This window comes from Microbacterium thalassium (assembly GCF_014208045.1).
Taxonomy (GTDB): Bacteria; Actinomycetota; Actinomycetes; order Actinomycetales; family Microbacteriaceae; genus Microbacterium; species Microbacterium thalassium.
In genome coordinates this window covers 3,311,255-3,333,385 of sequence record NZ_JACHML010000001.1, presented here as the reverse complement: position 1 = coordinate 3,333,385, position 22,131 = coordinate 3,311,255, and the positions used below count along the sequence as shown (strand labels likewise).

Sequence of the window (22,131 nt, the reverse complement as noted above, 5' to 3'; positions counted from 1 at the left end):
TCTCTACTCCTCCCGCTCCCAGGACTGGAGCTTGCGCAGCAGTGGGCGCTTCTTGCGCAGGTGCTGGTTCATGCGCGTGAGGATGTCGTCGAGCGCGCGGATGGCCTCGGGGATGTGCGGCCCCTTGTTGAGCATCACGCATTCGGCGCGGTCGCCGGCCGCGGCATCGGTCACCTCGGCTCGTGTCGGGATGCCCGTGGCCGCGAGGTTGTCGAGCACCTCGGTCGCCCAGATGACGGGGAGGCGCGCCGCCTCGCACAGCCACAGGATCTCTTCCTGCACTTCGGCGAGGCGCGCGAAGCCCACCTCGACGCCCAGGTCGCCGCGCGCGATCATGACCCCCACGCGCTCGCGCCGCATCAGTTCGAAGAGGATCTCGGGCAGGGCCACGAACCCGGACGGCGTCTCGATCTTCACCACGACACCCAGGTCGTCCGCCCCGAGCTCGTCGAGGGCGTCGAACAGGTCGCGCACGTCCTCGACGCTGCGCGTGAACGACAGCTGCACCATGTCGCCGATCGCGACGACGTGCGGCAGGGCGGCGCGGTCCTCGGCGGTGAGGGCGGCGACGGGCAGTTCGGTGTTCGGAAGGTTGATGCCCTTCTTCGCCCGCAGCTTCGCGCCACCGGGAGCCGCGAGGGTCACACGCACGTCGGCCTCGCCTGGTCGGGTGAGCTCGACGACCCCCTCGATGTCGCCGTCGTCGAACGCGACGCGATGGCCGACCTCCACGGCGTCGACCGCCTCGGGCAGCGTGCAGCCGATCCGGTGACGGGGGCCGACGGTCGCCTGCACGGCGTCCGGGGACGCGGTGAGCGTGATGAGGTCGCCGGGGTGGACGACCAGACGCGGCTTCTTCGCGGCCTTCCTGCCGGTCATGGGCTGGATGGGTCCGGTGCGAACCTTGGGGCCGGCCAGATCCATCGCGATGGGGATGCCGGAGCCGACGGCGCGCACGTGATCCGCCATGCGCGCCCACGCCTCGGGGTCGTCGTGCGCGCAGTTGATGCGCGCCACGTCCATGCCCGCGTCGGCGAAACCCCCGACGAGCGCGCAGTCGTCGGCCGCTTCGCTCGGGAGCGTCACCATGATCCGGGTCGTGCGATCCTCGGGCTCCCCGCCGAGCAGCGCCGCGGCGGCGAGTCCGAGCGCGTCGGTGTCGCACACGTTCACAGTGCGGCCGACCGGTGCCACCCCGCCGTCGAGGACGTCGCCGAGGATGCCGAGGACGGCGTCGAGGTTGCCCAGCACATCCGCCTCCATGCGCCCGAGCGACGACAGCCCCTCGGCCGACAGCCGCTCCTGAACCGGGCGCAGGTCGTGCGCGCGCAGCGCCAGGTAGTGGGCGAGGTTCGCGGCGCAGCGGCGGTGGCTCGGGTGGACCGCGTCGATCGCATCCGCCAGCCGCTCCTCGCGCCGCTCTGCGTTGAGGCGCAGGTCGCGCAGGTCGTCGCGCAGCGCACTCAGCCGCTCGCGTCGCGTGTGCGGTTCCGCCCCCGCCGCGGGCAGGGAGGCATCGGTCCCGGTGGCCATGCGACGAGGCTAGGCGTCCTGCCGTGCGATGTCAGGGGTCGTAGGGCCCACGGCATCCGCCTATCCGGGATCCCCGACGCTCGGGCAGAATTGACCCATGAACTCCGCCGAACTCGCGCGCACCGTCGACCACACCCTGCTCAAGCCCGAGGCGACGACCGCCGACATCGAGGCGACGATCGCCGAGGCGGCCGACCTCGGCGCGTACAGCGTGTGCCTGTCGCCGTCGGCGCTGCCGGTGACCGTGCCCGAAGGTCTCAAGCTCGCGGTCGTCTGCGGCTTCCCCAGCGGCAAGCACCACTCCGAGATCAAGGCGGCCGAGGCCGCGCTGTCCGCCTCGCAGGGAGCCGACGAGATCGACATGGTCATCGACGTCGGCATCGCGCGGGAGGGACGCTTCGGCGACGTCGAGGCCGACATCCGCGCGGTGCGCGAAGCCGCGCCGAGCCCCGTGGTCCTGAAGGTCATCATCGAGTCGGCCGCGCTGACCGACGAGCAGATCGTCGGCGTGTGCCGCGCCGCCGAGGCCGCGGGCGCCGACTTCGTCAAGACCTCGACCGGCTTCCACCCGTCGGGCGGCGCATCCGTGCACGCGGTGTCGCTCATGAAGCAGACCGTCGGCGACCGTCTCGAGGTGAAGGCGTCCGGCGGCATCCGCACCCGCGCCGACGCCGAGGCGATGCTCGCCGCCGGCGCGACGCGCCTGGGACTGTCGGCCACGCGCACGATCCTCGCCGACGGCGAGACCTCGGGCGGCTACTGACAGACGCCGGGCGGCCGTGCGCTCACACCGCGAGCGCGCGGTGGACGGATGCGACGGCGCTCGAGCCCTCGCCGACGGCGGCGGCGACGCGCTTCATCGATCCGCGGCGCACATCGCCCGCGGCGAAGACGCGCGGCAGTGACGTCTCGAACGGCAGGGGCTCGCGCCCGAGCGCGCGCCACCGTTCGTCGAGCGCGTCGCCGGGCACATCCGCCCCGGTCGACAGGAACCCGTCGCGGTCGCGGTGCAGCGCCGGCAGCCACGCCGTCGCGGGCTGCGCGCCGATGAAGCAGAACAGCCCCCGGGCGTCGACCTCTCCGACGGTGTCGATGCGGACGCGCTCGAGCGTGCGGTCGCCGTCGAGACCGGTGACCTGCGCGCGCGTCCGCACCTGCACGCGCGGGTCCTCCAGCAGGCGGTCCACGAGGTACGACGACATGCGCGCCGACAGATCCTCGCCGCGCGCGACGAGCGTCACCGGGCAGCCGCCGGCGGCGAGGTACAGCGCCGCCTGACCGGCGGAGTTCGCCCCGCCCACCACGACGACGGGCGAATCCTGCACCTGACGCAGTTCGAGCGGCGTCGCCGCATAGTAGATGCCCGCGCCCTCGAACTGCGACCACCGGTCGAGGTCGAGGGTGCGATAGGCGGCACCAGACGTCACGATCGCCGTGCGGGCCCGCACGACGCGCCCGTCGCGCAGCGTCACCTCGAGCGCGTCGTCGACGGTCTCGAGCTTCACCGCCTCGCACGGCGCGTACAGGCGCACGCCGAACTTGAGCGCCTGCAGCGACGCCTGTCCGATGAGCGCGCCGCCGCTGACGCCGAACGGGAACCCGAGGAAGTTCTCGATCCGCGACGTCGCGGCCGCCTGCCCGCCCGGGGCGACGGCGTCCAGCAGCACGGTGCTGAGCCCCTCGGACGCGCCGTAGATGGCGGCGGCGAGGCCGGCCGGCCCGCCGCCGATGACGACGAGATCGGCGACCGCGTCGTCTGTGCGTCCCTGGTAGCTCAGCCCCAGCCGGTCGGCCACGAGGCCGGGCGTCGCCCGCGCGACCGGCTCGCCCTGGATGAACGCGATGGGCAGATCGTCCTCGGTCGCGCCCACCTCCCGCAGATGCCGCATCGCGGCTTCGTCCGCCTCGACGGCGGTGTGGACGAGGTCCGTGCGCTCGGCGAAGCGCCGGAGGGCCAGGAAGTCGCGGGACGACGAGCGCCCCACGAACTTCAGGGTCCACGCGGCCGAGCCGGTGCGCAGGTGCTCGCGCCGCGCCCAGAAGGCGTGGAGCAGGATGTCGCACAGCTCGTCGTCCTCGCCCATGAGCTTGCGGCGGTGCGCGTCGTCGACGCGGTACACGCGGCCGGGGGCGCTCACGCGTGCCGACAGGAACGGCGCCTGCCCGTTGAGCAGGCCGAGCTCCCCGACGAACGTGCGCGGCCGCATGCGGACGAGGACCTCTTCGTCGAGCCAGGCCAGCGCATCGCGCACGATCTCGACCTCGCCGGTGTCGATGAGCATGAGGTCGTATCCCGGATCGCCGGACCGGAACAGGTGGTCGCCGACGGCGACGTCCTCGGGGCGGCCGTACGAGATCAGGCGCGCCCACTGCGCGTCCGTCAGGGGCGGCATCTGGGCGGCGGTGGATTCCTTCGCCTTCGCGGTGTCGGAGCTCACGCGTTCACGCTAGCCGCGCAGCGGATGCGCGTCGATGGCCGGCATGCGCGCCGGCTGCGGCGTGCGGCGGACCACCGCGATCATGAGTGCGATCATCACGAGCGACAGGATGAGCATCGCAGCGACCGCGACGACCAGATCGGGCACCGAAGCCCACCAGCGCGAATCGAACGGGGCGGCGCCGGTCTGCGCCGGCACGACGATGAACGCCAGGACGATCGTCACGAGGACGACCACGGCGCCGAAGCCGACGGGCGCCCACCGGGCGATGCCCGCCCGTGCGCGCAGCATCAGCGTGACCAGCAGCCACCCGATGGCGAGCAGCTGGATCGCAGGAATCGCGATCATCAGCACCGGGGCGGCCGCGATCAGCGGGTCGGCGGTGCGCTCGGGCGGCGGGGTGCCCGCGATCGTGTGCAGCAGGTCGGAGGTGAGCGCCGGAAGGCGGGACTGATCGATGCCGTCCCCGGTGTTGCTGAGCAGGACGACGCCTAAGCCGAGGTCGGGAGCGAACGCGAGGTAGCTGACCGATCGGGCGCTGTCGCCGTGATGCTCCCACAGGCGCGGCAGCGACGCGGCATCCGTCGTGGCGCCGGCGTCGGCGAGTTCCGTGAACGGCCGGACGACCCAGCCGCTGGCGTAGGCGGCATCCGTGTCGATGACGTCGATCGGCTCGCGCGCGGCCGCGAGAGCGACCTCGAGGTCGCCGACGTCGCTCGTGCCGAGGTGCGCCTGCAGCAGCCGGGTGAGGTCGTTGGCGGAGGACATGATCGACGACGACGGTGCGCCGGCGGCGGACTGGGTGGTCGACGTCACGATGTTCGCGACACCGAACCACGTGTAGTGGCCGGCGGCGAGGCCGTGGCCGCGCGCGTCGATGACGTCGCTCGTGGTGACGGTCATCCCGAGGGGACGCAGCACGAGGTGCTGCAGCGCCCGCTCGTACGAGGTGCGCGTCACCTTCTCGATCACGGCTCCGAGGACGGTGTAGTTGGCGTTGCTGTAGCGGTAGGCCTCGCCCGGCGCCGAGACCGGATCGGTCGCCAGCACGCGTGCGGCCTCGAGCTGGATCGATCCGGGATCGGCCCCGATGCCCCACTGCTCGAGCCCCGCCGCCTCGCCGAGGCCGGAGCGGTGCGACAGGAGCTGTGAGATCGTGACAGCGCCGAACGGGCCGGCATCCTCGGCGAGCAGGTCGGGGGCGAGGACGGCGAGGGTGTCGTCCAGCCCGAGCAGCCCGTCCACGATGAGCCGCTGGACGACGAGACCCGTGAACTGCTTGGACGTCGACCCCAGCACGAATGGGGTGTCGAGCATGATCTCGGGCGCGTTGGACCCTCCGTCGCCGTAGGCGCCGGAGAAGCGCACCTCGCCGTCGGCGATCACCACCACCGCGAGGCCTGCCAGGAGCAGGTCGGAGCGGCGCTCCTGGAGGAAGCGGTCGATCGTCGCGGGCGCGGCCCAGGCCGCCGGCGCGTCGGGCCCCGCCTCCTCGTCGTCGTCGACGGCGGCGACGGCGGACCCCGTCGAGAGGGCGCATGCCATCGCGGCCAGCGCGAACGCGAGCGCCGCGACGCCCCCGGCGCGCCGCGATCCCCCGTGAACCGGCGACGTGTCCATCGCCGCCCATACCACCACACCCGCCTCGCGCGTGCGAGGTGTCCCGGAAAACTCGGCCACCCCCTATCCTCGAGAACGTGATCGATCGAGCTCTTGCAGACGGTGCCCTCCTTCGTCCAGCCCGCCCCGGCGACGAGCCGGGCATCCTCGCCTGCATCCAGGCGCTGGCCGAGTACGAGAAGGAGCCGGATGCGGTCGAGAACACCGTCGAGGCGCTCACCGCGACGCTCTTCGGCGACGAACCCCGCGCGTTCGCGCACGTCGTGGAGCGCGGCGGCGAGATCGTGGGCCTCGCGATCTGGTTCGTGACGTACTCCACGTGGACCGGCACGCACGGCATCTGGCTCGAGGACCTGTTCGTGTACGACTCCGAGCGCGGTCAGGGCTACGGGCACGCCCTCATCTCGTCGCTCGCGGCCGTGTGCGTCGAGCGCGGCTATCGCCGACTCGAGTGGACGGTCCTGGACTGGAACGCCCCGGCCCTGGCGTTCTACCGCTCGCTCGGCGCCGATCCGATGGACGAGTGGACGACGCAGCGCGTGAGCGGCGAGAACCTCGCCGCTCTGGCTGGCGCCTGACCGGAGACGGCTGTCCACAGGGCGCTCCGGAAGGCGTCCGGTCGTGCGATAGTGAGGGTCGCGTGATTCCGCGACCCGAAGGAGTGCGTGTGCGAACCGATGCCGAGGGCGTCCGGACGACCGCCTCAAGGGTGCTCGCGGTGATCGCCGTCGTCGCGGTGATCACCGTCTGCGGCGTCGTCATCGGCGAGTATTCACTCGCCCGCGACCGGCGGATCGCCGACGCAGAGGCGCGGGCGCAGGGCATGGCGACCTACGCGGCCGGATGGCAGGCGGCCTACCGATGGGAGCGCACCCTCGCCACGACATACGTCGCTCCGGTCGCCGAGCTCGTGTCAGAGCTCGGCGACGATCCGGAGGATGATGTGACGGCGCTGAGGAGGGCTCTCGACGAGCTCGTCGCCGCCGGAGCCGTCCAGGACATCGGGCGCGTCAGGAGCGCCCGCCGGGATCTGCACGATTCGCTCGGGGCGTTCGTCGCTACCGTGGCCGACCGCGTTCGCGCCGTGGCGGACGATGCGGACGAGGCCTCGGACAGGACGCGCGGGGATGTCGAGGCGCAGCTGGCGGTCCTCGAGGACTGGGGCTACCCCGTGCGGGCGATCCGCGGCGTCCACGGCGCACGCGCGGCCGCCCTCGCGATGGTCCGCTCGCACGACAAGGCGGTGGCCGATGCAGAGGCGAAGGCGGCGGAAGCCGCGGCGGCAGCCGCCGCGGGAGCCGGAACCGGATCGGGGTCCGGTGCGCCGGGCTCGGGCGGATCAGATCCGTTCCCCGACCAGCCGTGGCCGCCCACGCCGGCCGAGATCGTCGTCGTTCCTCTGGGTGCCAACGTGCACTCGTGCGACGGCGACATCGCGGGCGAGGCGCACATCGACATGGCCGAGGGCGGCGAACTCGTCCTCACGTACGACCAGCCGTACACCTACGCGATCGGGTACGGCTTCGTGATGGTCTACTTCTGCGCGTGAGCGCCGGCGCGCTCCGCGCCTCCACCTGTCCTGGCAGAAGCGCCGCCACCGCGCAAGCCCCTGCCGACCCCGGCCTTGAGAGCGCAGAGTGGTGGAATGACATCTCCTCGCCCTGCTGTCGTCTACAACCCGAGCAAGATCTCACGCGATGGCCTATGCGACGCGTTCGACCGCGTCGACCCGGACGCCTGCGCCGCCGCCCGGTGGTACGAGACGACCGTCGAGGACCCGGGCAGGGGCCCAGCGCGCGATGCGCTCGACGCGGGCGCCGACCTCGTGATCGTCGCGGGCGGCGACGGCACCGTGCGCGCGGTCGCCGAGGTGCTCGCCGGCACCGGCATCCCGCTCGGCATCGTGCCTCAGGGCACCGGGAACCTGCTGGCCCGCAATCTCGGGGTTCCGATCGCCGATGTCGACGCCGCGATCGCCCGCGCCCTCGAAGCCGGGGATCGGCGCATCGACATCGGCTGGATCGACATCGACGGCGACGACGAGGACAAGCGCGCCTTCGCGGTGATGGTCGGCTTCGGGCTGGATGCGCGGATGCTGGTCGAGACCGACGAGGACCTCAAGGACAAGGCGGGCTGGCTCGCCTACGTCGAAGCGCTCGGCCGGGCGGTGTCGGCATCCGAGGTCGTCGCGTTCGACCTCGCCCTCGACGACGGCGACCCGGAGCGGGTCGAGGGCCACACGCTCATGATCGGCAACTGCGGAACTATCCAGGGCGGCGTCGCGCTGCTGCCGGACGCGGCCGTCGACGACGGCCGGCTCGACCTGCTGCTGGTCAGCGCCGACACGGTGACCGGATGGCTCGACACCGTGCGGTCGTTCGTGTGGGACAACGGTGTGCGTCGCTTCTTCGTGAAGGAGAGCGACACGGTCGACTCCGACACCGCGCAGCACCGGTCCGCGACGCGCATGCGGGTGGAGCTGCCCGAGCCGCTGCCGTTCGAGATCGACGGCGAGGAGGTCGGCGACGTGCAGGCGTTCACGGTGCGCGTGGATGCCGGGGCGCTCATCGTGCGCTGAAACGGCCGCCCGGGCCGGCGCGAGCGACATCCGCGCGAAACGCGACGCGAGTAGCGTGTGATCGCACGTCTCGCGTGAGGAGGTCCCCATGGCATTCCGAGTCCCGCTCGTCGACATCACCTCGTACGTCGCGGACGGCACCGCAGAGGAGCGCGCCGCGACCGCCCGCGCCATCGACGACGCGTGCCGCACGGTCGGGTTCATCCAGATCACGGGGCACGGCATCCCCGACGATGTCGTCGCGGGGCTCGCGGACGCGATGGACGGGTTCTTCGCGCTGGGGCTGGACGAGAAGAAGGCCTATCGCACTCCGCCGCAGGTGAATCGGGGCTACAGCCCGCCGAAGTCCGAGTCGCTGAGCCTCAGCCTCGGGGTGGAGCAGGCCAGCCGCATGAACGACTTCTTCGAGGCGTTCAACGTGGGCGCCGCGGCATCCGACTATCCGCACGCCGACGGCCTGCCGCAGCCGGACTACGCCGAGAACGTGTGGCCCGAGATCGACGGCTACCGCGAGCGGGTGCAGACGTACTTCGACGAGGCGGCGCGCGTCGCCCGGACCCTCACCCGCATCTTCGCGGACGCGCTCGGGCTTCCGGCGGACTTCTTCCCGTCGCGCACCGACCATTCGATCGACGTGCTGCGTATGAACAACTACGCGCTGCCGCCGGGCACCGATGTGCGGCTCGACGGCGACCTGATCGGCATGGGCGAGCACACCGACTTCGGGATCGTGACGGTCCTGTGGGCCGACCAGGTGGCCGGGCTCCAGGTGCTCGGCACGGACGGGTCGTGGAACGACGTGATGCCCGCCGACGACGCGCTGCTGGTGAACCTCGGCGACATCACGGCACGCCTCACGAACGAGCGCTGGATGTCGACGCTGCACCGCGTCAAGCCGCCCGTGATCGGCGGCACGATCGAGCGGCGGCGCAGCGCCGCGTTCTTCCACGACGGCAACGTCGAGACGCTCATCGAGACGCTGCCCTCGTGCATCGACGCGGAGCACCCGAACCTGTACCCCGAGCCGGTCACGATCGCCGAGCACATCGCGGCGAAGCTGGGCGGCTCCCGTCAGGGGAAGCTCAACGAGAAGGCCGAGCGAGAGTCGGCCCGCGTCGCCGCCAGCCGCTCCTGAGCGCGGCGCCCCCACGGCAGGCGCCCGGGCGCGCCCTCGGACCCCCGGGGATCACCCGCCGATCTTCTCGATCGCCTTGGCGATGCGGCGCTGTCGTGTCTCGGCGGCCTTGGCCTCTTCGATGGCGCGCACATGCTCCTTTCGGTGAGACGGCGCGAGAGCGTCGAAGGCGTCGCGGAGCCCGGCCGCGCTCAGGGCCGCGGCGAAGTCGTCCGGGACGACCACCTCGCGTGGTGCGGTGTCGAGTTCGACGGTGATCTCGTGCACTTCGCCGCCGGCCACGCCCGCCGCCGCGCGGGTCGCCGCATTGACCGGGATGAGCGACATGCCGCGCATGACGCCGACGGTCGTCCGATACTCGTAGCCGCCCAGCAGCACACGCACCGGGGGCTGCCGGCCGCCGCCGAGTTCGGCGATGATCTCGTCGCTGAGCTGGATGCCGACGTTGTTGCCGCCGGTGCGAAGCAGTTCGGTGGTGAACGTGGGCATGATGCCTCCTTGCGGTTCCGCTGTGACGGTACACCTCGACGCCGGCGCCGGCCGACGGCGATGCCTCGGGGTCAGCGCGTCCGGCGCATCAGAACGACCGTGTCGTCGAGCAGCGCCTGCTCGCCGTCCGGTCCGACCGCGTCGCGGCGGCGCACCTCGGCGAGGACGGGCGTCCAGTCGTCGGGGGCGAGCGCGAGCTCGGCGATCTGCTCGTCGGGCGTCGGGAACGCCGGCGTCGGCGTCTCGCCCGCCTCGTGCTGGTGGTGGTGGCGCGACCACGGCGGCGGGCCGGCGTGCGCGATCACCAGCAGATGACCGCCGGGGAGGACCCGCTGCGCGACGGCGCGCAGGATCTCGGTCCTCGACAGCGCGACGGGGGAGTGCAGGAACGACGCCGTCACCAGGTCGTACTCGGTCTCGTCGGTCCACGTCGACAGGTCGGCGGCCTCGAACTGCAGCTGCTCCTCGGTGAGTCCGAGATCGGATGCCGCGGCCTGTGCGCGTTCGATCGCCGTCGGCGAGATGTCGACGGCCGTCGTGCGCCAGCCGTGCTCGGCGAGCCACACGGCATCGCCGCCCTCGCCGCATCCGAGATCGAGCGCGCGTCCCGGCTCGAGGCTCGAGACCACGTCGGCCATCGTCTGGTTCACCGCCCCCGACCACACGCGCTGCGTGCCGGCGTAGCGCTCCTCCCAGAAGTCCGCGGGGGCGACGTCGTGCCATCCTGCGTTCGTCATGGGTACAGCCTCCCACGACGACGGCGGAGGCGTCCGGCCTAGCCGCCGGCGACGTCGAGGCGGATGCGCAGCACGATGAATTCGGCCGGACGCAGCGGCGCGAACCCGACCTCGATGATGAGGCGCCCGTTGTCGATGTCGTCCTGGGTCATCGTCGAGCGGTCGCAGCGGATGAAGTACGAACTGTCGGGGCGGGGCCCGCCCAGCATCCCGCCGCGGAACATGTCCTGCAGGAAGTCCTCGATGCTCATGCGCACGCGCTCCCACAGCGGTTCGCCGTTGGGCTCGAAGACGGCCCACTGCAGCCCGCGACGCAGGCTCCGCTCGAGGAAGACCGCCATCCGCCGCACCGGGACGTACTTCCACTCCGGGTCGCTCGAGAGCGTCCGCGCGCCCCACACGACCGTTCCGAGGCCGGGGAACTGCCGGATGACGTTGATGCGCTTGTCGTTGAGGGGGTTCATCTCGAGGTCGTCGACCGAGACGGCCGGGCCCGTGACACCGGCGATGCGCGCGGTCACGCCCGCCGGCGTCTTGTCGACCCCGTGGACGTCCTCGCAGTGCGCGATGATGCCCGCGACGGCGCCGAGGGGCGAGATGTCCTCGCTGCCGCCGCCCGGCAGCGGGCGGCTCAGTCGGGGCCAGTACACGACGCAGTCGCCGCCGGACGCGCCCACCGCTCCGACCGGGTCGGCCATGGCGGTCACGGCTTCGGAGACGTCCGGCCAGTCGCCGTCGAGCAGCAGCAGCGCCCCGCGGTCGCCGAGGGCGGCCTGCGCGGCTGCGACGATGGCGGGCGGGGCGACCGGTTCGTCGGGGATCGCGACCAGCGCGACGTCCGGGTCGAGGTCCTCGACCGCGCGCCGCACGCTCTTCTCGGTCATCGTCCGCAGCGGCACGACCCAGGCGCGCGTTCCGCCGTTGGCGAAGAACTGCTCCACGGCGGTCGCGAGAGCGGTGTCGCCGGGCCAGTGGTGCGCGAACTCCTCGGTGCTGCGCACGAGGTCGGGGTGCTGCTCGCCGGCGGTCACGCCGATGAAGGCCGCCAGCGTGAGCGCCACGCCCTCGATGCGTGGCGGCGGAGCCGGTGGTTTCGTGATGAATACGCCAGGGGAATCGTGCCGCATCGCGCAACCTCCTTCCATCGAGGGTGCCCCCGAGACCCAGCGGTGTCAACGGATTGCGGGAGTCTTGCGGCATCCGCTCGGATCGCGCAGGCTCGACGCATGGTCGATGTCCTCGTGATCAGACCCGGCACGTCGCTGTGGCGGCAGCTGGCGCGCCGGCGACCGGGGCGGGGGCGGTCGGCGCGGGTGACGGTGCCGTGGACCATCGCCGGCGAGCTGGGCGTCGCTCCGGGGACGTCGGCGCTGGCGCTGGACGGACGGACGTATATCGGCGAGACAGAGAAGAACCTCGCGCGCGCTCTCGCCGTGGCCGGGGACGCGCCGTGGGTGCTGTTCTTCGACGAGGCCGATGCGCTGTTCGGCAAGCGGACCGGCGTGAAGGACTCGCACGATCGGTACGCGAACCAGGAGGTGTCGTACGTGAAGCTGACGCCTGCCGAACTGACGACGCTCGCCTCCGCCCGCGGCGCCACGCGCCGGGGAGCGCGGCCGGCACGACGTACGCTGATCGGGTGACCTCCCGCCCGCTCGTCGTCCTCGCCTCCTTCGCCGCAGACCTCGTGCTGGTGGTGGTGTTCGCGGCCATCGGACGCGCGAGCCACGACGAGCCCGTGCTGTCGGGACTGTGGACGACGTCGTGGCCGTTCCTGGTCGGTCTCGCCGCCGGCTGGCTCGTGACGCTCGCGTGGCGGGCGCCGGCGGCGCCGGTGCGGACGGGCCTCGGTGTGTGGGCGGTCACGGTCATCGGCGGGATGCTGCTGCGCGCGGCATCCGGTCAGGGGGTCGCGGTGGCGTTCGTCGTCGTCGCGTCGATCACGCTGCTGGTGTTCCTCGTGGGCTGGCGGGTCGTGGCCGCTCTCGTAGCGCGCCGGTCGCGCACGGCGGCCTGAGCGCGCCCCACCCGTCTACCCTGAACCCCGTGACCCCGCATCGGCTCACCCTCGATCAGGCCCGCCGCATCGTCGTGCGCGCGCAGCTGCTCGATGCCGCGCGCCCCGGCGACGTCGTCGAGGTCGCCGAGCAGCTCACGTACATCAAGATCGACCCCACCGCGACGATCGCCCCGTGCGAGCACACGATGCTGTGGTCGCGCATCGGGTGGTCGTACGAGGCCGGGCAGCTGAAGAAGGCGGCCGAGATCGACCGCCTGCTGTTCGAGTTCGAGGGTGCTTTCCGCCCGACCGGCCTGCTGCCGTTCATGCTGCCGGTGATGCGCGCGTGGCCGACGCGCGAGAGCACGCGGCAGTGGCTCGACGCCAACGCGCGCTTCCGCGCCGACGTGCTCGCGCGGCTGCGCGCCGACGGGCCGCTGCCGGCGCGCGACATCCCCGACACGGCGCAGGTGTCACGCGCCCCAGACGGGTGGTCGGGGTCGAATCAGGTGCCCATCATGCTCGACATGCTCGCGCACCAGGGGCTGACCGCGGTCGTCGGACGCGAGGGGCGGCACCGCCGGTGGGACCTCGCCGAACGCGTCTATCCGCCGGACCTGCCCGAGTACGAACCCGACGTCGCCGCGGAGCTGCTCGCCGAGCGCAAGCTCCAGGCCGCCGGCATCGCCCGCCCCCACTGGTATTGGAGCGGTGTCGGCAAGACCAGCGGCGAGCCTGCCGTGGTCGAGGGCACGAAGGGAACGTGGCGCGTCGATCCCGAGGCTCTCGCCGCCCTCGAGGAGGACGACGGCGGGCGGGTGGCGTTCCTGAATCCGTACGACAGCATGCTGTTCGACCGCAAGCGCCTCACCGAGCTGTTCGAGTTCACCTACGTCCTCGAGCAATTCAAGCCGAAGCCGCAGCGCGTGTACGGCGCGTTCGCGCACCCGATCCTGATGGGCGACCGGTTCGTCGGGATGCTCGACGCCGAGGTCGACCGCTCACGCGAGACCCTGAGGGTGAACGCCGTCCACGAATTCCTCCCGTTCGAGCCGGAGGAGGCGGACATGGTCCGCGCCGAGATCATGGACCTCGCCGAGTGGCTGGGCGTCCCGGTGTCCGGGCTGGGCTGACCGCCGGGGTACTCCCTACCCCCGTAGCCCGGGCTGCCGCCCAGCCCCGTGCACGAATTCAGGCACCGCGAACCGACGCGCCGATGCCGGCGCGCCGCAGCCGCGTGTCTTCCTGAATCCGTGCACAGGGGGCGAAGACGACGGATGCCGCGGGCCCCGTTGTCCGCGGCATCCGCCCCTCAATCCCTACGCCGTGGCGTCGGCGCGCTTGGGCAGCACCCAGTTCGGGCGCGGGAAGTGGCACGTGTACCCATGCGGGTACTTCACCAGGTAGTCCTGGTGCTCGGGCTCGGCCTCCCAGAAGGGCCCGGCGGGCTCGATCGTGGTGACGGCGTTCCCCGGCCACAGCCCCGACGCGTCGACGTCGGCGATGGTGTCGCGTGCGACCTTCTCCTGCTCGGGCGAGAGCGGGAAGATCGCGGAGCGGTAGCTGGACCCGATGTCGTTGCCCTGGCGGTTCAGCGTCGACGGGTCGTGGATCTGGAAGAAGAACGCCAGGATGTCGCGGTAGCCGGTCTGCGCCGGATCGAACACGATCTCGACGGCCTCGGCGTGCCCGGGGTGATACCGGTACGTGGCGTGGTCGTTCTGGCCGCCGGTGTACCCGACGCGCGTCTGGAGGATGCCGGGGCGCCCCCGCAGCAGGTCCTGCATGCCCCAGAAGCAGCCGCCCGCGAGAACGGCGGTCTCGGCGCCGGGGATTCGGGTGATGGTTCCGGTGTCGGTCATGACGGATCGCTCCTTGTCTATCGGCAGTCTTGCATTGTGCAACGGATGCCGGGGTCCGTTTGGTCCCCGGCATCCTGAAAGCGAGCCGTGAGTTACGCCTCGGGCGCCTCGCTCGACGGCGCATGAGATGCGGATGCCGCGCCGGCACGCGCCGCGGCGCGCTCCTCCGCCTCGAGGCGCTCGGCCTCCTCGCCGCCGATCGCCTCGCCCCGGGCGACGAGCCCGGCGACGTCCGAGAGCGGGATCTGCTTGAGGAACAGCGACAGCACGAACGCGATCGCCATGAACGGCACGAGGTACCAGAACACCGGCGCCAGCGCGTCGGCGTAGGCGGTGACGATGGCATCGCGCACGGGCTCGGGCAGCTGGTTGAGCGTCGCCGGGTCGATGGTCGCGGCGGCGTTCGACGCCTGGTCGGCCGAGGCGCCGGCCTCGGTGAAGGCGGCCAGCAGGTTGTCGGTGAGGCGGCTGGTGAAGATCGCGCCGAACACCGCGATGCCGAGCGCGGCGCCCGCCTCGCGGAAGTAGTTGTTCGTGCTCGTCGCCGTGCCGACCTGGCTCGCGGGAACCGCGTTCTGCGAGACGAGCACGACGACCTGCATGATCAGGCCCAGGCCCGCGCCGAAGAGGAACAGGTAGCCGCTGATCAGCCAGATCGGGGTGTCGGCGGTGAGCGTCGTCATCGCCATCATGGTGCCGCCGGTGACGAGCGTGCCGAGGATCGGGTAGATCCGGTAGCGGCCGGTGCGGGTGATGAGGATGCCCGATGTGATCGAGGTGCCCATGACGCCGACCATCATCGGGAGCATCAGCAGGCCGGAGGCGGCCGCGGACGTGCCGGAGGACATCTGCAGGAAGGTCGGCACGAAGCCGATCGCCGCGAACATGCCGATGCCGAGTACGAGGCCGATGGCGGTGGCGTTGATGAATACCGGGTTGCGGAACAGCGACAGCGGCATGACCGGGTCGGCCGCGCGCGACTCGGTGATGATGAACGCCGCGACCGCGACCGCGAGGCCGGCGCCCCACGCCCACGTGGCGGGGGAGTCCCAGCCGTGGTCGCGGTCTCCGCCGAAGTCGGTGAAGAAGATCAGGCACGTCGTCGCGGCCGAGAGGAACACCACGCCCAGCCAGTCGATCGGCTTGTCGGCCTTCTTGCTGGGGAGCTTCAGCGCGACGAGCGCGATCACGAACGCCGCGATGCCGACGGGGATGTTGATGTAGAACGCCCACTGCCACGTCAGGTGGTCGACGAAGAAGCCGCCGAGCAGGGGGCCGGCGACCGCCGACAGGCCGAAGATCGCGCCGAGCGGGCCGAGGTACTTGCCGCGCTCCGAGGCGGGCACGATGTCGGCGATGATCGCCTGCGACAGGATCATGAGCCCGCCGCCGCCGAGGCCCTGGATCGCGCGGAACACCACGAACGTCCAGAAGTCGCCCGCGAACGCGCAGCCGACCGAGGCGAGCGTGAAGATCGCGATCGCGATGAGGAAGAGGTTGCGGCGCCCGAGGATGTCGCCGAACTTGCCGTAGATCGGCATGACGATCGTGGTCGCGAGGATGTAGGCGCTCGTGATCCACACCTGGTGCTCGACGCCGCCGAGCTCGCCGACGAGGGTCGGCATGGCGGTCGAGACGATGGTCTGGTCGAGGCTCGACAGCAGCATGCCGGCGATGAGCGCCGAGAAGATGATCCAGATGCGCCGCTGGGTCAGCAGCATCGGCGCGTCGCCTGCGGCGACCGTCGGGGTGGGTGCGGTGGTGGTCATGGTGTGCCTTCAGGGTGGGGAGACGCGGCAGGGGTCTGTGAGTCGAACACCGCGCGGGTGACGGTGAGCAGTTCGCCGAGCACGTCCGCGAACGTGCGCGGTCGGTCTGGGTCGAGGGACGCAGGAACGGCGACGCGGGCCAGATGTCCGACGGTCTGGACGGCGACGAGGACGCGGGGGTCGTCGACCGGGAGGTGCTCGCGGCGCGCGACGAGCGCGGCGTCACGCATCTCGTCCCGTCGGTGGCGATCGAGCATGTGGGAGATGAGACGCGGTTCCGCCTCCGTCGCGGCCATCAGCTCCATCGCCGCTGCGCGGTCGACGTCGAGCGCGGCCCATCGTTCGGTGAGGAGCTCTGCGTAGTCGGCGAGGAGCGTCCGCGAGACCTCGCCGGTGGCGGTGTCGGGCCGGAGCGCGACGAAGCGCTCGTCCGCCTCCGAGGTGTCGTCGCGCAGCGCGATCCCGAGGACGGCGTCCTCCTTCGACGCGAAGTAGTTGAAGAAGGTGCGGCGCGAGATGCCCGCGCGCTCGCACAGCTCCTCGATCGTGAAACCGTGGAGGCCATCGGATGCCGTCGCCTGGCGTGCGAGCGAGATGAGCGTGCGCGTCGTCTCCGCGCGCTTGCGCTCGCGACCTAGCGTTGCACTCTCGGACATGAAGTGCAGTATTGCACTATTTCACCCAGAGTGCACACAATGTGCGACGGTGGGCCGCCGACGCGCTGTGCGACTCCTCCCCGGCGTCTCCGGTGCGCACGAATTCAGGCGGAATCCAGCGGCACCCCGGATAGCACGGTGTGTCGGCGGCATTCTGCCTGCGTGATGACACGCGTGCGGCAGCCAGGGTTGCCGCCGGCCGCGGCCGCGTCAGCCGGCCAGTGCTTCCGCCTTCGCCCGCAGCACCTGCTGCTGAGCGGCGTTCGCGGTCAGTGCGGCCGCGGTCAGCAGCTCCGACCGGGCCTCGTCCACCCGCCCGAGCTGCGCGAGCAGCTCGCCACGGACGCTCGGCAGAAGGTGTGAGCCGTGCAGCGCGCCCGACTCCTCGAGGGCATCGACGATGGCCAGTGCGTCGGCGGGTCCCGACGCCATCGACACCGCTGCTGCCCGGTTGAGCTCCACCACAGGGCTCGGGGCGACGCGGCCGAGCACCTCGTACAGCAGCACGATCCGTGGCCAGTCGGTCTCAGCCACGCTCGGCGCCACCGCGTGGCACGCCGCGATCGCCGCCTGCAGCGCGTACGGTCCACGGCCCGTACCGCGCGCGGCGGCCGCGGCATCCGCCTTCCGCAGCAGGTCGAGCCCGCGCGCGATCTGGCCGCGGTCCCACCGCGACCGGTCCTGGTCGGCGAGCAGCACCGCGCCGCCGGAGCCGGACTCGCGGGCCGCGAACCGCGCTCGCTGCAGCTCCATGAGCGCCAGCAGCCCGAGCGGCTCGGGCTCGCGGGGGAGCAGACCCGTCACGATGCGCCCGAGCCGGATGGCCTCGTCGGCGAGATCGGGCCGCACCCACCGGTCGCCCGCGGTCGCGGCGTACCCCTCGGTGAACACGAGGTACACGACGCCGAGCACCGCCGACAGCCGCCCGCGCCATTCCGCGGGATCGGGCGTCTCGAACGGCACTCTCGCGGCGGCGAGCGTCTTCTTCGCCCGCGTGATGCGGGCCTGCACGGTCGGCACCGAGGTCAGCAGCATCCGTGCGATCTCGTCGGTCGACAGCCCCGCCACCACGCGCAGCGTCAGCGCGACCTGCGACTCGCGCGACAGCGCGGGGTGGCATGCCGTGAAGACGAGGCGCAGCACGTCGTCATCGATGGGTTCCCAGTCGTCGTCGGGAGCCTGGTCGAGCGCGTGCGCGATGGTCTCGTACCGCTCGTCGAGGCGCTCGCGGCGCCGCCACGCGTCGATGGCGCGGCGCTTCGCGACCGCGGTGAGCCATGCGCCCGGATTGCGGGGGATGCCGGCATCCGGCCACGACTGGAGGGCCTCGAGCACCGCCTCCTGCGCCACGTCCTCGGCGAGGCCGACGTCTCCGGTCATCTTGGCCACGGATGCCGTGATCCGCAGGCCCTCGATGCGCCAGAGGGCGTCGACCGTGCGCCGGACGTCGTCCATGTCGGTGTCAGCGGCGGCTCACTCGGTGCCGAGCTCGACGCGCCACTCCTTCTCCTTCTGGATGTACTCGTTGTCGGCGTGCTCGGCGAAGTCGCTCTCGTCGGTCACGCGCCGCACCTCGAGCTTGTTGCCGGCGGTCAGCGGGCAGCGCTTGGCCCACTCGAGCGCCTCTTCGGCGGTGGCGGTCTGGATGATCCAGAACCCGTTGAACAGCTCGTGCACCTCGCCGTAGGGGCCGTCGCTGACGATCGGGGTGTCGCCCGAGAAGTCGACGACGTAGCCGGGCTCCATCGCGAGCCCCTCGCCGGCGACCATGACGCCGGCGGCGATCATCGCCTCGTTGTAGGCGCCCATCGCGTTGATGGCGGCCTCGAAGTCCATCTCCTGGAAGTTCTTCACGGCGTCGGCGGTCGCCCGCATGATCAGCATGTGCTTCATCTCTTGCTCCCTGTTCGGCGGGGACCTGTCGTCCCCTCTCACTATCGCGTCGAACGGGGGCAACCGGAATCGACATCGATCCGGAATCCGACGAAGGCCCGCCCGTTCCCCCTATCGTGGCGCAATGGAGATGGATCGGATCTGGCCGCTGTTCGGTCTGCGCCTGCGGACCCCGCGCCTGGAGATGCGCCCGGTGCGGGATGAGGACTTTCCGGGCCTGGTCGACGCGGCGGTCGCCGGCATCCACGCGCCGGACCGGATGCCGTTCCTCACGCCGTGGTCCGAAGCCGAGCCGGACGCCCTGGCGCGTTCGATGGTGCAGTTCCAGTGGGGATTGCGTGTCGGGCTCACCGCAGAGAAGTGGACGGTGAGCTTCGCTGTGCTGCGGGACGGCGTGCCGATCGGCGTGCGGGACGTGCAGGGCGTGCAGTTCGCCGAGCGCCGCACGGTGGAATCGGGATCCTGGCTGACGCAGGAGCATCAGGGCCAGGGGCTCGGCACGGAGATGCGCGCCGGGATGCTGATGTTCGCGTTCGACCACCTCGGCGCCGAGTGGGCCGAGTCCAGCGCGGCCGAGTGGAACGACAGGTCGCTGGGCGTCTCGCGCAAGCTCGGCTACGAGCTGAACGGCCGCACGCGCATGCGGCCCCGCCCCGGCGAGAGCGGCGAGGAAGTGCGTGTGCGGCTGTCGGCCGCGCAGTTCCGCCGCCCCGCCTGGGACCTCGTCGCCGAGGGCGTCGAGCCCGCGAAGGCGCAGCTCCTCCCCGAGGCCTGACATCTCCGCCGCACGTGCATCCTGTCGTTTCGGCGAGGAGATGCGCACTCGCCGAGATCACACGTTGTTCCCCGTGTGCAACGTGTCGTCTCGGCGAGACGATATGCATTCGCCGGGGTCATGCACGGTGCCCGTGCGCGGGGTGAGGTGCGCCGCGAAGCTGGGCGCGGCGTGTGAAAGTCCGCGGGACCCTGTCGCTCGGAGCCGGTTAACGATATATCGGTATGTATCGCTCATACATCGGGCGACAGCATCCTTCCGAGGAGGTCATCATGAACGATTCCTACGGCGACCGCGGCGGATCGCGCCACCGCGGACCCGGCCCCGGCTTCGGGCGCGGCTGGTCGGGCAACGACATCTGGGAGGCGATGGACCAGCTCAAGGAGGGCTTCGAGCAGCGCTTCGGCGGCATGCGCATGGGCCGCGGCGACGTGCGCTCGGCCGTGCTCGCTCTCCTGGCCGAAGGCCCCATGCACGGCTACCAGATCATCCACGAGATCGAGGAGCGCTCGGGCGGCATGTGGAAGCCGAGCCCCGGCTCGATCTACCCGACGCTGCAGATGCTCGCCGACGAGGGCCTGATCGTCGCCGAGGAGAAGGACGGCAAGAAGACCTACTCGCTGACCGATGCCGGTCGTGAAGAGGCCGAAGGCTCCGACGATCGTTCGGCGCCGTGGGAGATGCCGGGCATGAAGGACGCCCAGCGCATGGCCGCGCTGCCGAAGGCGGGCGCGAAGCTCGCGCAGGCGGCCGCGCAGGTCGGCAAGGCCGGCACGAAGGAGCAGGTCGACGAGGCGGTCGCCGTCCTCGACGAGGCGCGCCGCAAGCTGTATGCGATCCTCGCGGAGGACTGACCCGACGAGCCCGCACCGCCGCCGAGTCGGCATCATGGAGACATGACGACCGACACGGCGGTGACGCGGGGCCGCTACCGCCGCATCATGCGGTTCGCGTGGCGGTACATGCTGCAGGCGTGGTGGTACGAGCTGATCCTGCCCCGGATCGGGCTCGGCGCGTTCGTCGCCCGCGGGCGCGCGGCGCGGATCCAGCGCATCGCGCGCCGGTTCCACGATCTCGCGGTCGATCTCGGCGGACTCATGATCAAGGTCGGCCAGTTCATGTCGAGCCGCCTCGACGTTCTGCCGCCCGAGATCACCAAGGAGCTCGAGAGCCTGCAGGACGAAGTGCCTGCGGTGCCGTTCCCGGCGATCCGCGAGCACGCCGAGGCCGAACTCGGGATGCCGCTCGATCGCGCGTACGCGTCGTTCGACGAGGCGCCGCTCGCAGCGGCGTCGCTCGGGCAGGCCCACCGCGCGACGCTGCGACCGGCGGATGCGGATGACACCGGCTTCGCCGACGTGGTGGTGAAGATCCAGCGGCCCGGGATCGAGCAGGTCGTCGACGTCGACCTCACGGCCCTGCGGCGCGTCGCCTCGGTGCTCAGCCGCGTGCGCATGGTGCGGCAGCACGTAGACCTGCCGGCGCTCATCGAGGAGTTCGCGGCGACGAGCCTGGAGGAGATCGACTACTTCCACGAGGCCGCGAACGCCGCGCGGTTCGCCGAGAATTTCGCCGGCGACCCGCGCGTGAGCGTGCCCGAGGTCGCGTGGGAGCGCAGCAACCGGCGGGTGCTGACCCTCGAGGACGTCTCGGCGATCAAGATCAACGACCAGGAGGGCCTCCGCGCGGCGGGGATCGACCCGAACGCCGTCGCCCGCGTGTTCGCCGAGGTCATGTTCGACCAGCTCTTCGTCGACGGGTACTTCCACGCCGACCCGCATCCGGGGAACCTGTTCGTGACCCCGAGGGCGGATGCCGCGGAGGGCGAGCCGCCGTTCCGGCTCACGTTCGTCGACTTCGGGATGATGGGCGAGGTCCCCGACCGCCTGCGCCACGGCCTGCAGCAGCTCATGATCGCCGTCGCCGCGCGCAACAGCCGCCAGCTGGTGCAGGCGATCCGCGACGTCGGGGTGCTGCTGCCGACGGCCGACACCGGCGAGCTCGAGCGCGCGATGGGGCAGCTGTTCTCGCGCTTCGGCGGCATGGGTTTCGCGGATCTGCAGGAGGTCGACATCCGCGAGTTCGAGGACTTCGCCGTCGAGTTCGGCGACGCGATGCGGTCGCTGCCGTTCCAGCTGCCCGAGAACTTCCTGCTGATCATCCGCGCCGTTTCGCTGACGTCGGGCATGTGCAGCTCGCTGAACCCGAAGTTCAACATGTGGGATGCCGTCGAGCCGTACGCCCAGCAGCTGCTGCGCGACGAGCGCGGCAACGTCGTGAAGGCGTTCGCGAAGGAGGCCGTGTCGATCGGCGGGCTCATGATGCGGATGCCGCGGCGCGTCGACGACCTCATCACGCGGCTCGATGACGGCAAGCTCACCGTCGACATGTCGCGCCTCGAGCGCCGCTTCGCGCGCCTGGAGGGCCTCATCCGGCGGGCGGTGTCGATGATGCTGTTTGCGGCGCTGTTGATCGGCGGGGCGCTGCTGCGTGCGTCGGATCTCACCTTCGGCGTCGTCCTGATGAGCGTCTCGGTGCTTCCGGCGCTGCATGCGCTGCTGGGCGGTTTCGGCCCCCGCAGACCCTCCTAGGAGCTCCGCCCTCTCGCTCGCTCCGCCCGGCCCGCGGCACCCGTCACCGACTTACC

General features: G+C 71.5%; 22 protein-coding genes. 11 read left to right on the top strand and 11 right to left on the bottom strand.

Going from position 1 to position 22,131, the window contains the following annotated elements; translation table 11 throughout:
* Nucleotides 1-3: 3 nt before the first annotated feature.
* Nucleotides 4-1,533, bottom strand: a complete 1,530-nt coding sequence (locus tag HD594_RS15580) for a pyruvate kinase (protein WP_184751841.1) — start codon at nucleotides 1,531-1,533, stop codon at nucleotides 4-6.
* Nucleotides 1,534-1,630: 97 nt separating this feature from the next.
* Between HD594_RS15580 and deoC the strand changes: the two genes are divergently transcribed.
* Entirely contained in the window at nucleotides 1,631-2,296 is a 666-nt protein-coding gene (gene deoC / locus HD594_RS15575) for a deoxyribose-phosphate aldolase (protein WP_184751839.1), read from the top strand.
* Nucleotides 2,297-2,318: 22 nt separating this feature from the next.
* Here deoC and HD594_RS15570 read toward each other — a convergent pair whose 3' ends face one another.
* Nucleotides 2,319-3,971: an FAD-dependent oxidoreductase gene (locus tag HD594_RS15570; RefSeq protein WP_271171139.1), complete on the bottom strand. Its 1,653-nt coding sequence runs from the start codon at nucleotides 3,969-3,971 to the stop codon at nucleotides 2,319-2,321.
* A 9-nt stretch (nucleotides 3,972-3,980) separates the two neighbouring features.
* Nucleotides 3,981-5,651, bottom strand: coding sequence for a serine hydrolase domain-containing protein (locus HD594_RS15565; protein WP_271171140.1), 1,671 nt, complete (start codon nucleotides 5,649-5,651; stop codon nucleotides 3,981-3,983).
* 17 nt (nucleotides 5,652-5,668) lie between these two features.
* On the opposite strand from HD594_RS15565, the gene HD594_RS17570 reads away from it, so the two are divergent.
* The 4 genes from HD594_RS17570 (at nucleotide 5,669) to HD594_RS15545 (ending at nucleotide 9,304) form a co-directional block, all read left to right on the top strand.
* A complete protein-coding gene (locus tag HD594_RS17570; RefSeq protein ID WP_373877177.1) occupies nucleotides 5,669-6,169 on the top strand; it encodes a GNAT family N-acetyltransferase in 501 nt (166 codons plus the stop codon).
* An 89-nt stretch (nucleotides 6,170-6,258) separates the two neighbouring features.
* Nucleotides 6,259-7,140, top strand: coding sequence for a hypothetical protein (locus HD594_RS15555; RefSeq protein ID WP_184751833.1), 882 nt, complete (start codon nucleotides 6,259-6,261; stop codon nucleotides 7,138-7,140).
* A gap of 96 nt (nucleotides 7,141-7,236) precedes the next feature.
* Nucleotides 7,237-8,169, top strand: coding sequence for a diacylglycerol/lipid kinase family protein (locus HD594_RS15550; RefSeq protein WP_184751831.1), 933 nt, complete (start codon nucleotides 7,237-7,239; stop codon nucleotides 8,167-8,169).
* 88 nt (nucleotides 8,170-8,257) lie between these two features.
* Nucleotides 8,258-9,304, top strand: coding sequence for an isopenicillin N synthase family dioxygenase (locus HD594_RS15545; protein WP_184751829.1), 1,047 nt, complete (start codon nucleotides 8,258-8,260; stop codon nucleotides 9,302-9,304).
* A 51-nt stretch (nucleotides 9,305-9,355) separates the two neighbouring features.
* Here the strand turns inward: HD594_RS15545 and HD594_RS15540 are convergent, their stop codons facing one another.
* The 3 genes from HD594_RS15540 to HD594_RS15530 form a co-directional block, all read right to left on the bottom strand.
* Nucleotides 9,356-9,793: a YdeI/OmpD-associated family protein gene (locus tag HD594_RS15540; RefSeq protein ID WP_184751827.1), complete on the bottom strand. Its 438-nt coding sequence runs from the start codon at nucleotides 9,791-9,793 to the stop codon at nucleotides 9,356-9,358.
* Nucleotides 9,794-9,864: 71 nt separating this feature from the next.
* Nucleotides 9,865-10,530: a class I SAM-dependent methyltransferase gene (locus HD594_RS15535; RefSeq protein ID WP_184751825.1), complete on the bottom strand. Its 666-nt coding sequence runs from the start codon at nucleotides 10,528-10,530 to the stop codon at nucleotides 9,865-9,867.
* Nucleotides 10,531-10,568: 38 nt separating this feature from the next.
* Nucleotides 10,569-11,591, bottom strand: a complete 1,023-nt coding sequence (locus HD594_RS15530; RefSeq protein WP_184751823.1) for a phage tail sheath family protein — start codon at nucleotides 11,589-11,591, stop codon at nucleotides 10,569-10,571.
* Nucleotides 11,592-11,756: 165 nt separating this feature from the next.
* On the opposite strand from HD594_RS15530, the gene HD594_RS15525 reads away from it, so the two are divergent.
* The 3 genes from HD594_RS15525 to HD594_RS15515 are packed head-to-tail and all read left to right on the top strand — an operon-like array spanning nucleotide 11,757 to nucleotide 13,662.
* A complete protein-coding gene (locus HD594_RS15525) occupies nucleotides 11,757-12,173 on the top strand; it encodes an AAA family ATPase (RefSeq protein ID WP_184751821.1) in 417 nt (138 codons plus the stop codon).
* On the top strand, nucleotides 12,170-12,547 hold the full coding sequence (locus HD594_RS15520; RefSeq protein ID WP_184751819.1) for a DUF3054 domain-containing protein: 378 nt from the start codon (nucleotides 12,170-12,172) through the stop codon (nucleotides 12,545-12,547). The genes HD594_RS15525 and HD594_RS15520 overlap by 4 nt, the downstream gene beginning before the upstream one ends.
* A gap of 29 nt (nucleotides 12,548-12,576) precedes the next feature.
* Nucleotides 12,577-13,662, top strand: a complete 1,086-nt coding sequence (locus HD594_RS15515) for a DNA glycosylase AlkZ-like family protein (protein WP_184751816.1) — start codon at nucleotides 12,577-12,579, stop codon at nucleotides 13,660-13,662.
* A 186-nt stretch (nucleotides 13,663-13,848) separates the two neighbouring features.
* Here the strand turns inward: HD594_RS15515 and msrA are convergent, their stop codons facing one another.
* The 5 genes from msrA to HD594_RS15490 form a co-directional block, all read right to left on the bottom strand.
* The gene (msrA, locus tag HD594_RS15510) at nucleotides 13,849-14,391 is read right to left on the bottom strand and encodes a peptide-methionine (S)-S-oxide reductase MsrA (protein WP_184751815.1); all 543 of its coding nucleotides are present in this window, start codon (nucleotides 14,389-14,391) and stop codon (nucleotides 13,849-13,851) included.
* Between the two features lie 92 nt (nucleotides 14,392-14,483).
* Nucleotides 14,484-16,160 carry an MDR family MFS transporter gene (locus HD594_RS15505; RefSeq protein ID WP_184751813.1) on the bottom strand — a complete coding sequence of 559 codons (1,677 nt, stop codon included), beginning with the start codon at nucleotides 16,158-16,160 and terminating at the stop codon, nucleotides 14,484-14,486.
* On the bottom strand, nucleotides 16,157-16,816 hold the full coding sequence (locus HD594_RS15500; protein ID WP_184751811.1) for a TetR/AcrR family transcriptional regulator: 660 nt from the start codon (nucleotides 16,814-16,816) through the stop codon (nucleotides 16,157-16,159). Before HD594_RS15500 ends, HD594_RS15505 begins: the two co-directional genes overlap by 4 nt.
* Nucleotides 16,817-17,026: 210 nt before the next feature.
* Entirely contained in the window at nucleotides 17,027-18,271 is a 1,245-nt protein-coding gene (locus HD594_RS15495) for an RNA polymerase sigma factor (RefSeq protein ID WP_184751809.1), read from the bottom strand.
* A gap of 18 nt (nucleotides 18,272-18,289) precedes the next feature.
* A complete protein-coding gene (locus tag HD594_RS15490; RefSeq protein WP_184751807.1) occupies nucleotides 18,290-18,709 on the bottom strand; it encodes a YciI family protein in 420 nt (139 codons plus the stop codon).
* A gap of 124 nt (nucleotides 18,710-18,833) precedes the next feature.
* Here HD594_RS15490 and HD594_RS15485 point away from each other — a divergent pair, with 124 nt between their 5' ends.
* The 3 genes from HD594_RS15485 to HD594_RS15475 all read left to right on the top strand — a co-directional run bounded on the left by HD594_RS15485 (nucleotide 18,834) and on the right by HD594_RS15475 (nucleotide 22,075).
* Nucleotides 18,834-19,484 (top strand): GNAT family N-acetyltransferase, encoded by a 651-nt coding sequence (locus HD594_RS15485; protein ID WP_184751805.1) that lies wholly within the window; start codon nucleotides 18,834-18,836, stop codon nucleotides 19,482-19,484.
* Nucleotides 19,485-19,756: 272 nt separating this feature from the next.
* Nucleotides 19,757-20,338: a PadR family transcriptional regulator gene (locus HD594_RS15480; protein WP_184751803.1), complete on the top strand. Its 582-nt coding sequence runs from the start codon at nucleotides 19,757-19,759 to the stop codon at nucleotides 20,336-20,338.
* Between the two features lie 42 nt (nucleotides 20,339-20,380).
* Entirely contained in the window at nucleotides 20,381-22,075 is a 1,695-nt protein-coding gene (locus HD594_RS15475) for an ABC1 kinase family protein (protein ID WP_184751801.1), read from the top strand.
* Nucleotides 22,076-22,131: the final 56 nt, after the last annotated feature.

What these genes read in the sequence shown, in the direction of transcription:
- HD594_RS15580 (WP_184751841.1), bottom strand. Translation starts at nt 1,533, where the DNA reads ATGGCCACCGGGACCGATGCCTCCCTGCCCGCGGCGGGGGCGGAACCG.
- deoC (WP_184751839.1), top strand. Translation starts at nt 1,631, where the DNA reads ATGAACTCCGCCGAACTCGCGCGCACCGTCGACCACACCCTGCTCAAG.
- HD594_RS15550 (WP_184751831.1), top strand. Translation starts at nt 7,237, where the DNA reads ATGACATCTCCTCGCCCTGCTGTCGTCTACAACCCGAGCAAGATCTCA.
- HD594_RS15545 (WP_184751829.1), top strand. Translation starts at nt 8,258, where the DNA reads ATGGCATTCCGAGTCCCGCTCGTCGACATCACCTCGTACGTCGCGGAC.
- HD594_RS15540 (WP_184751827.1), bottom strand. Translation starts at nt 9,793, where the DNA reads ATGCCCACGTTCACCACCGAACTGCTTCGCACCGGCGGCAACAACGTC.
- HD594_RS15535 (WP_184751825.1), bottom strand. Translation starts at nt 10,530, where the DNA reads ATGACGAACGCAGGATGGCACGACGTCGCCCCCGCGGACTTCTGGGAG.
- HD594_RS15525 (WP_184751821.1), top strand. Translation starts at nt 11,757, where the DNA reads ATGGTCGATGTCCTCGTGATCAGACCCGGCACGTCGCTGTGGCGGCAG.
- msrA (WP_184751815.1), bottom strand. Translation starts at nt 14,391, where the DNA reads ATGACCGACACCGGAACCATCACCCGAATCCCCGGCGCCGAGACCGCC.
- HD594_RS15505 (WP_184751813.1), bottom strand. Translation starts at nt 16,160, where the DNA reads ATGACCACCACCGCACCCACCCCGACGGTCGCCGCAGGCGACGCGCCG.
- HD594_RS15500 (WP_184751811.1), bottom strand. Translation starts at nt 16,816, where the DNA reads ATGTCCGAGAGTGCAACGCTAGGTCGCGAGCGCAAGCGCGCGGAGACG.
- HD594_RS15495 (WP_184751809.1), bottom strand. Translation starts at nt 18,271, where the DNA reads ATGGACGACGTCCGGCGCACGGTCGACGCCCTCTGGCGCATCGAGGGC.
- HD594_RS15490 (WP_184751807.1), bottom strand. Translation starts at nt 18,709, where the DNA reads ATGAAGCACATGCTGATCATGCGGGCGACCGCCGACGCCGTGAAGAAC.
- HD594_RS15485 (WP_184751805.1), top strand. Translation starts at nt 18,834, where the DNA reads ATGGAGATGGATCGGATCTGGCCGCTGTTCGGTCTGCGCCTGCGGACC.
- HD594_RS15480 (WP_184751803.1), top strand. Translation starts at nt 19,757, where the DNA reads ATGAACGATTCCTACGGCGACCGCGGCGGATCGCGCCACCGCGGACCC.
- HD594_RS15475 (WP_184751801.1), top strand. Translation starts at nt 20,381, where the DNA reads ATGACGACCGACACGGCGGTGACGCGGGGCCGCTACCGCCGCATCATG.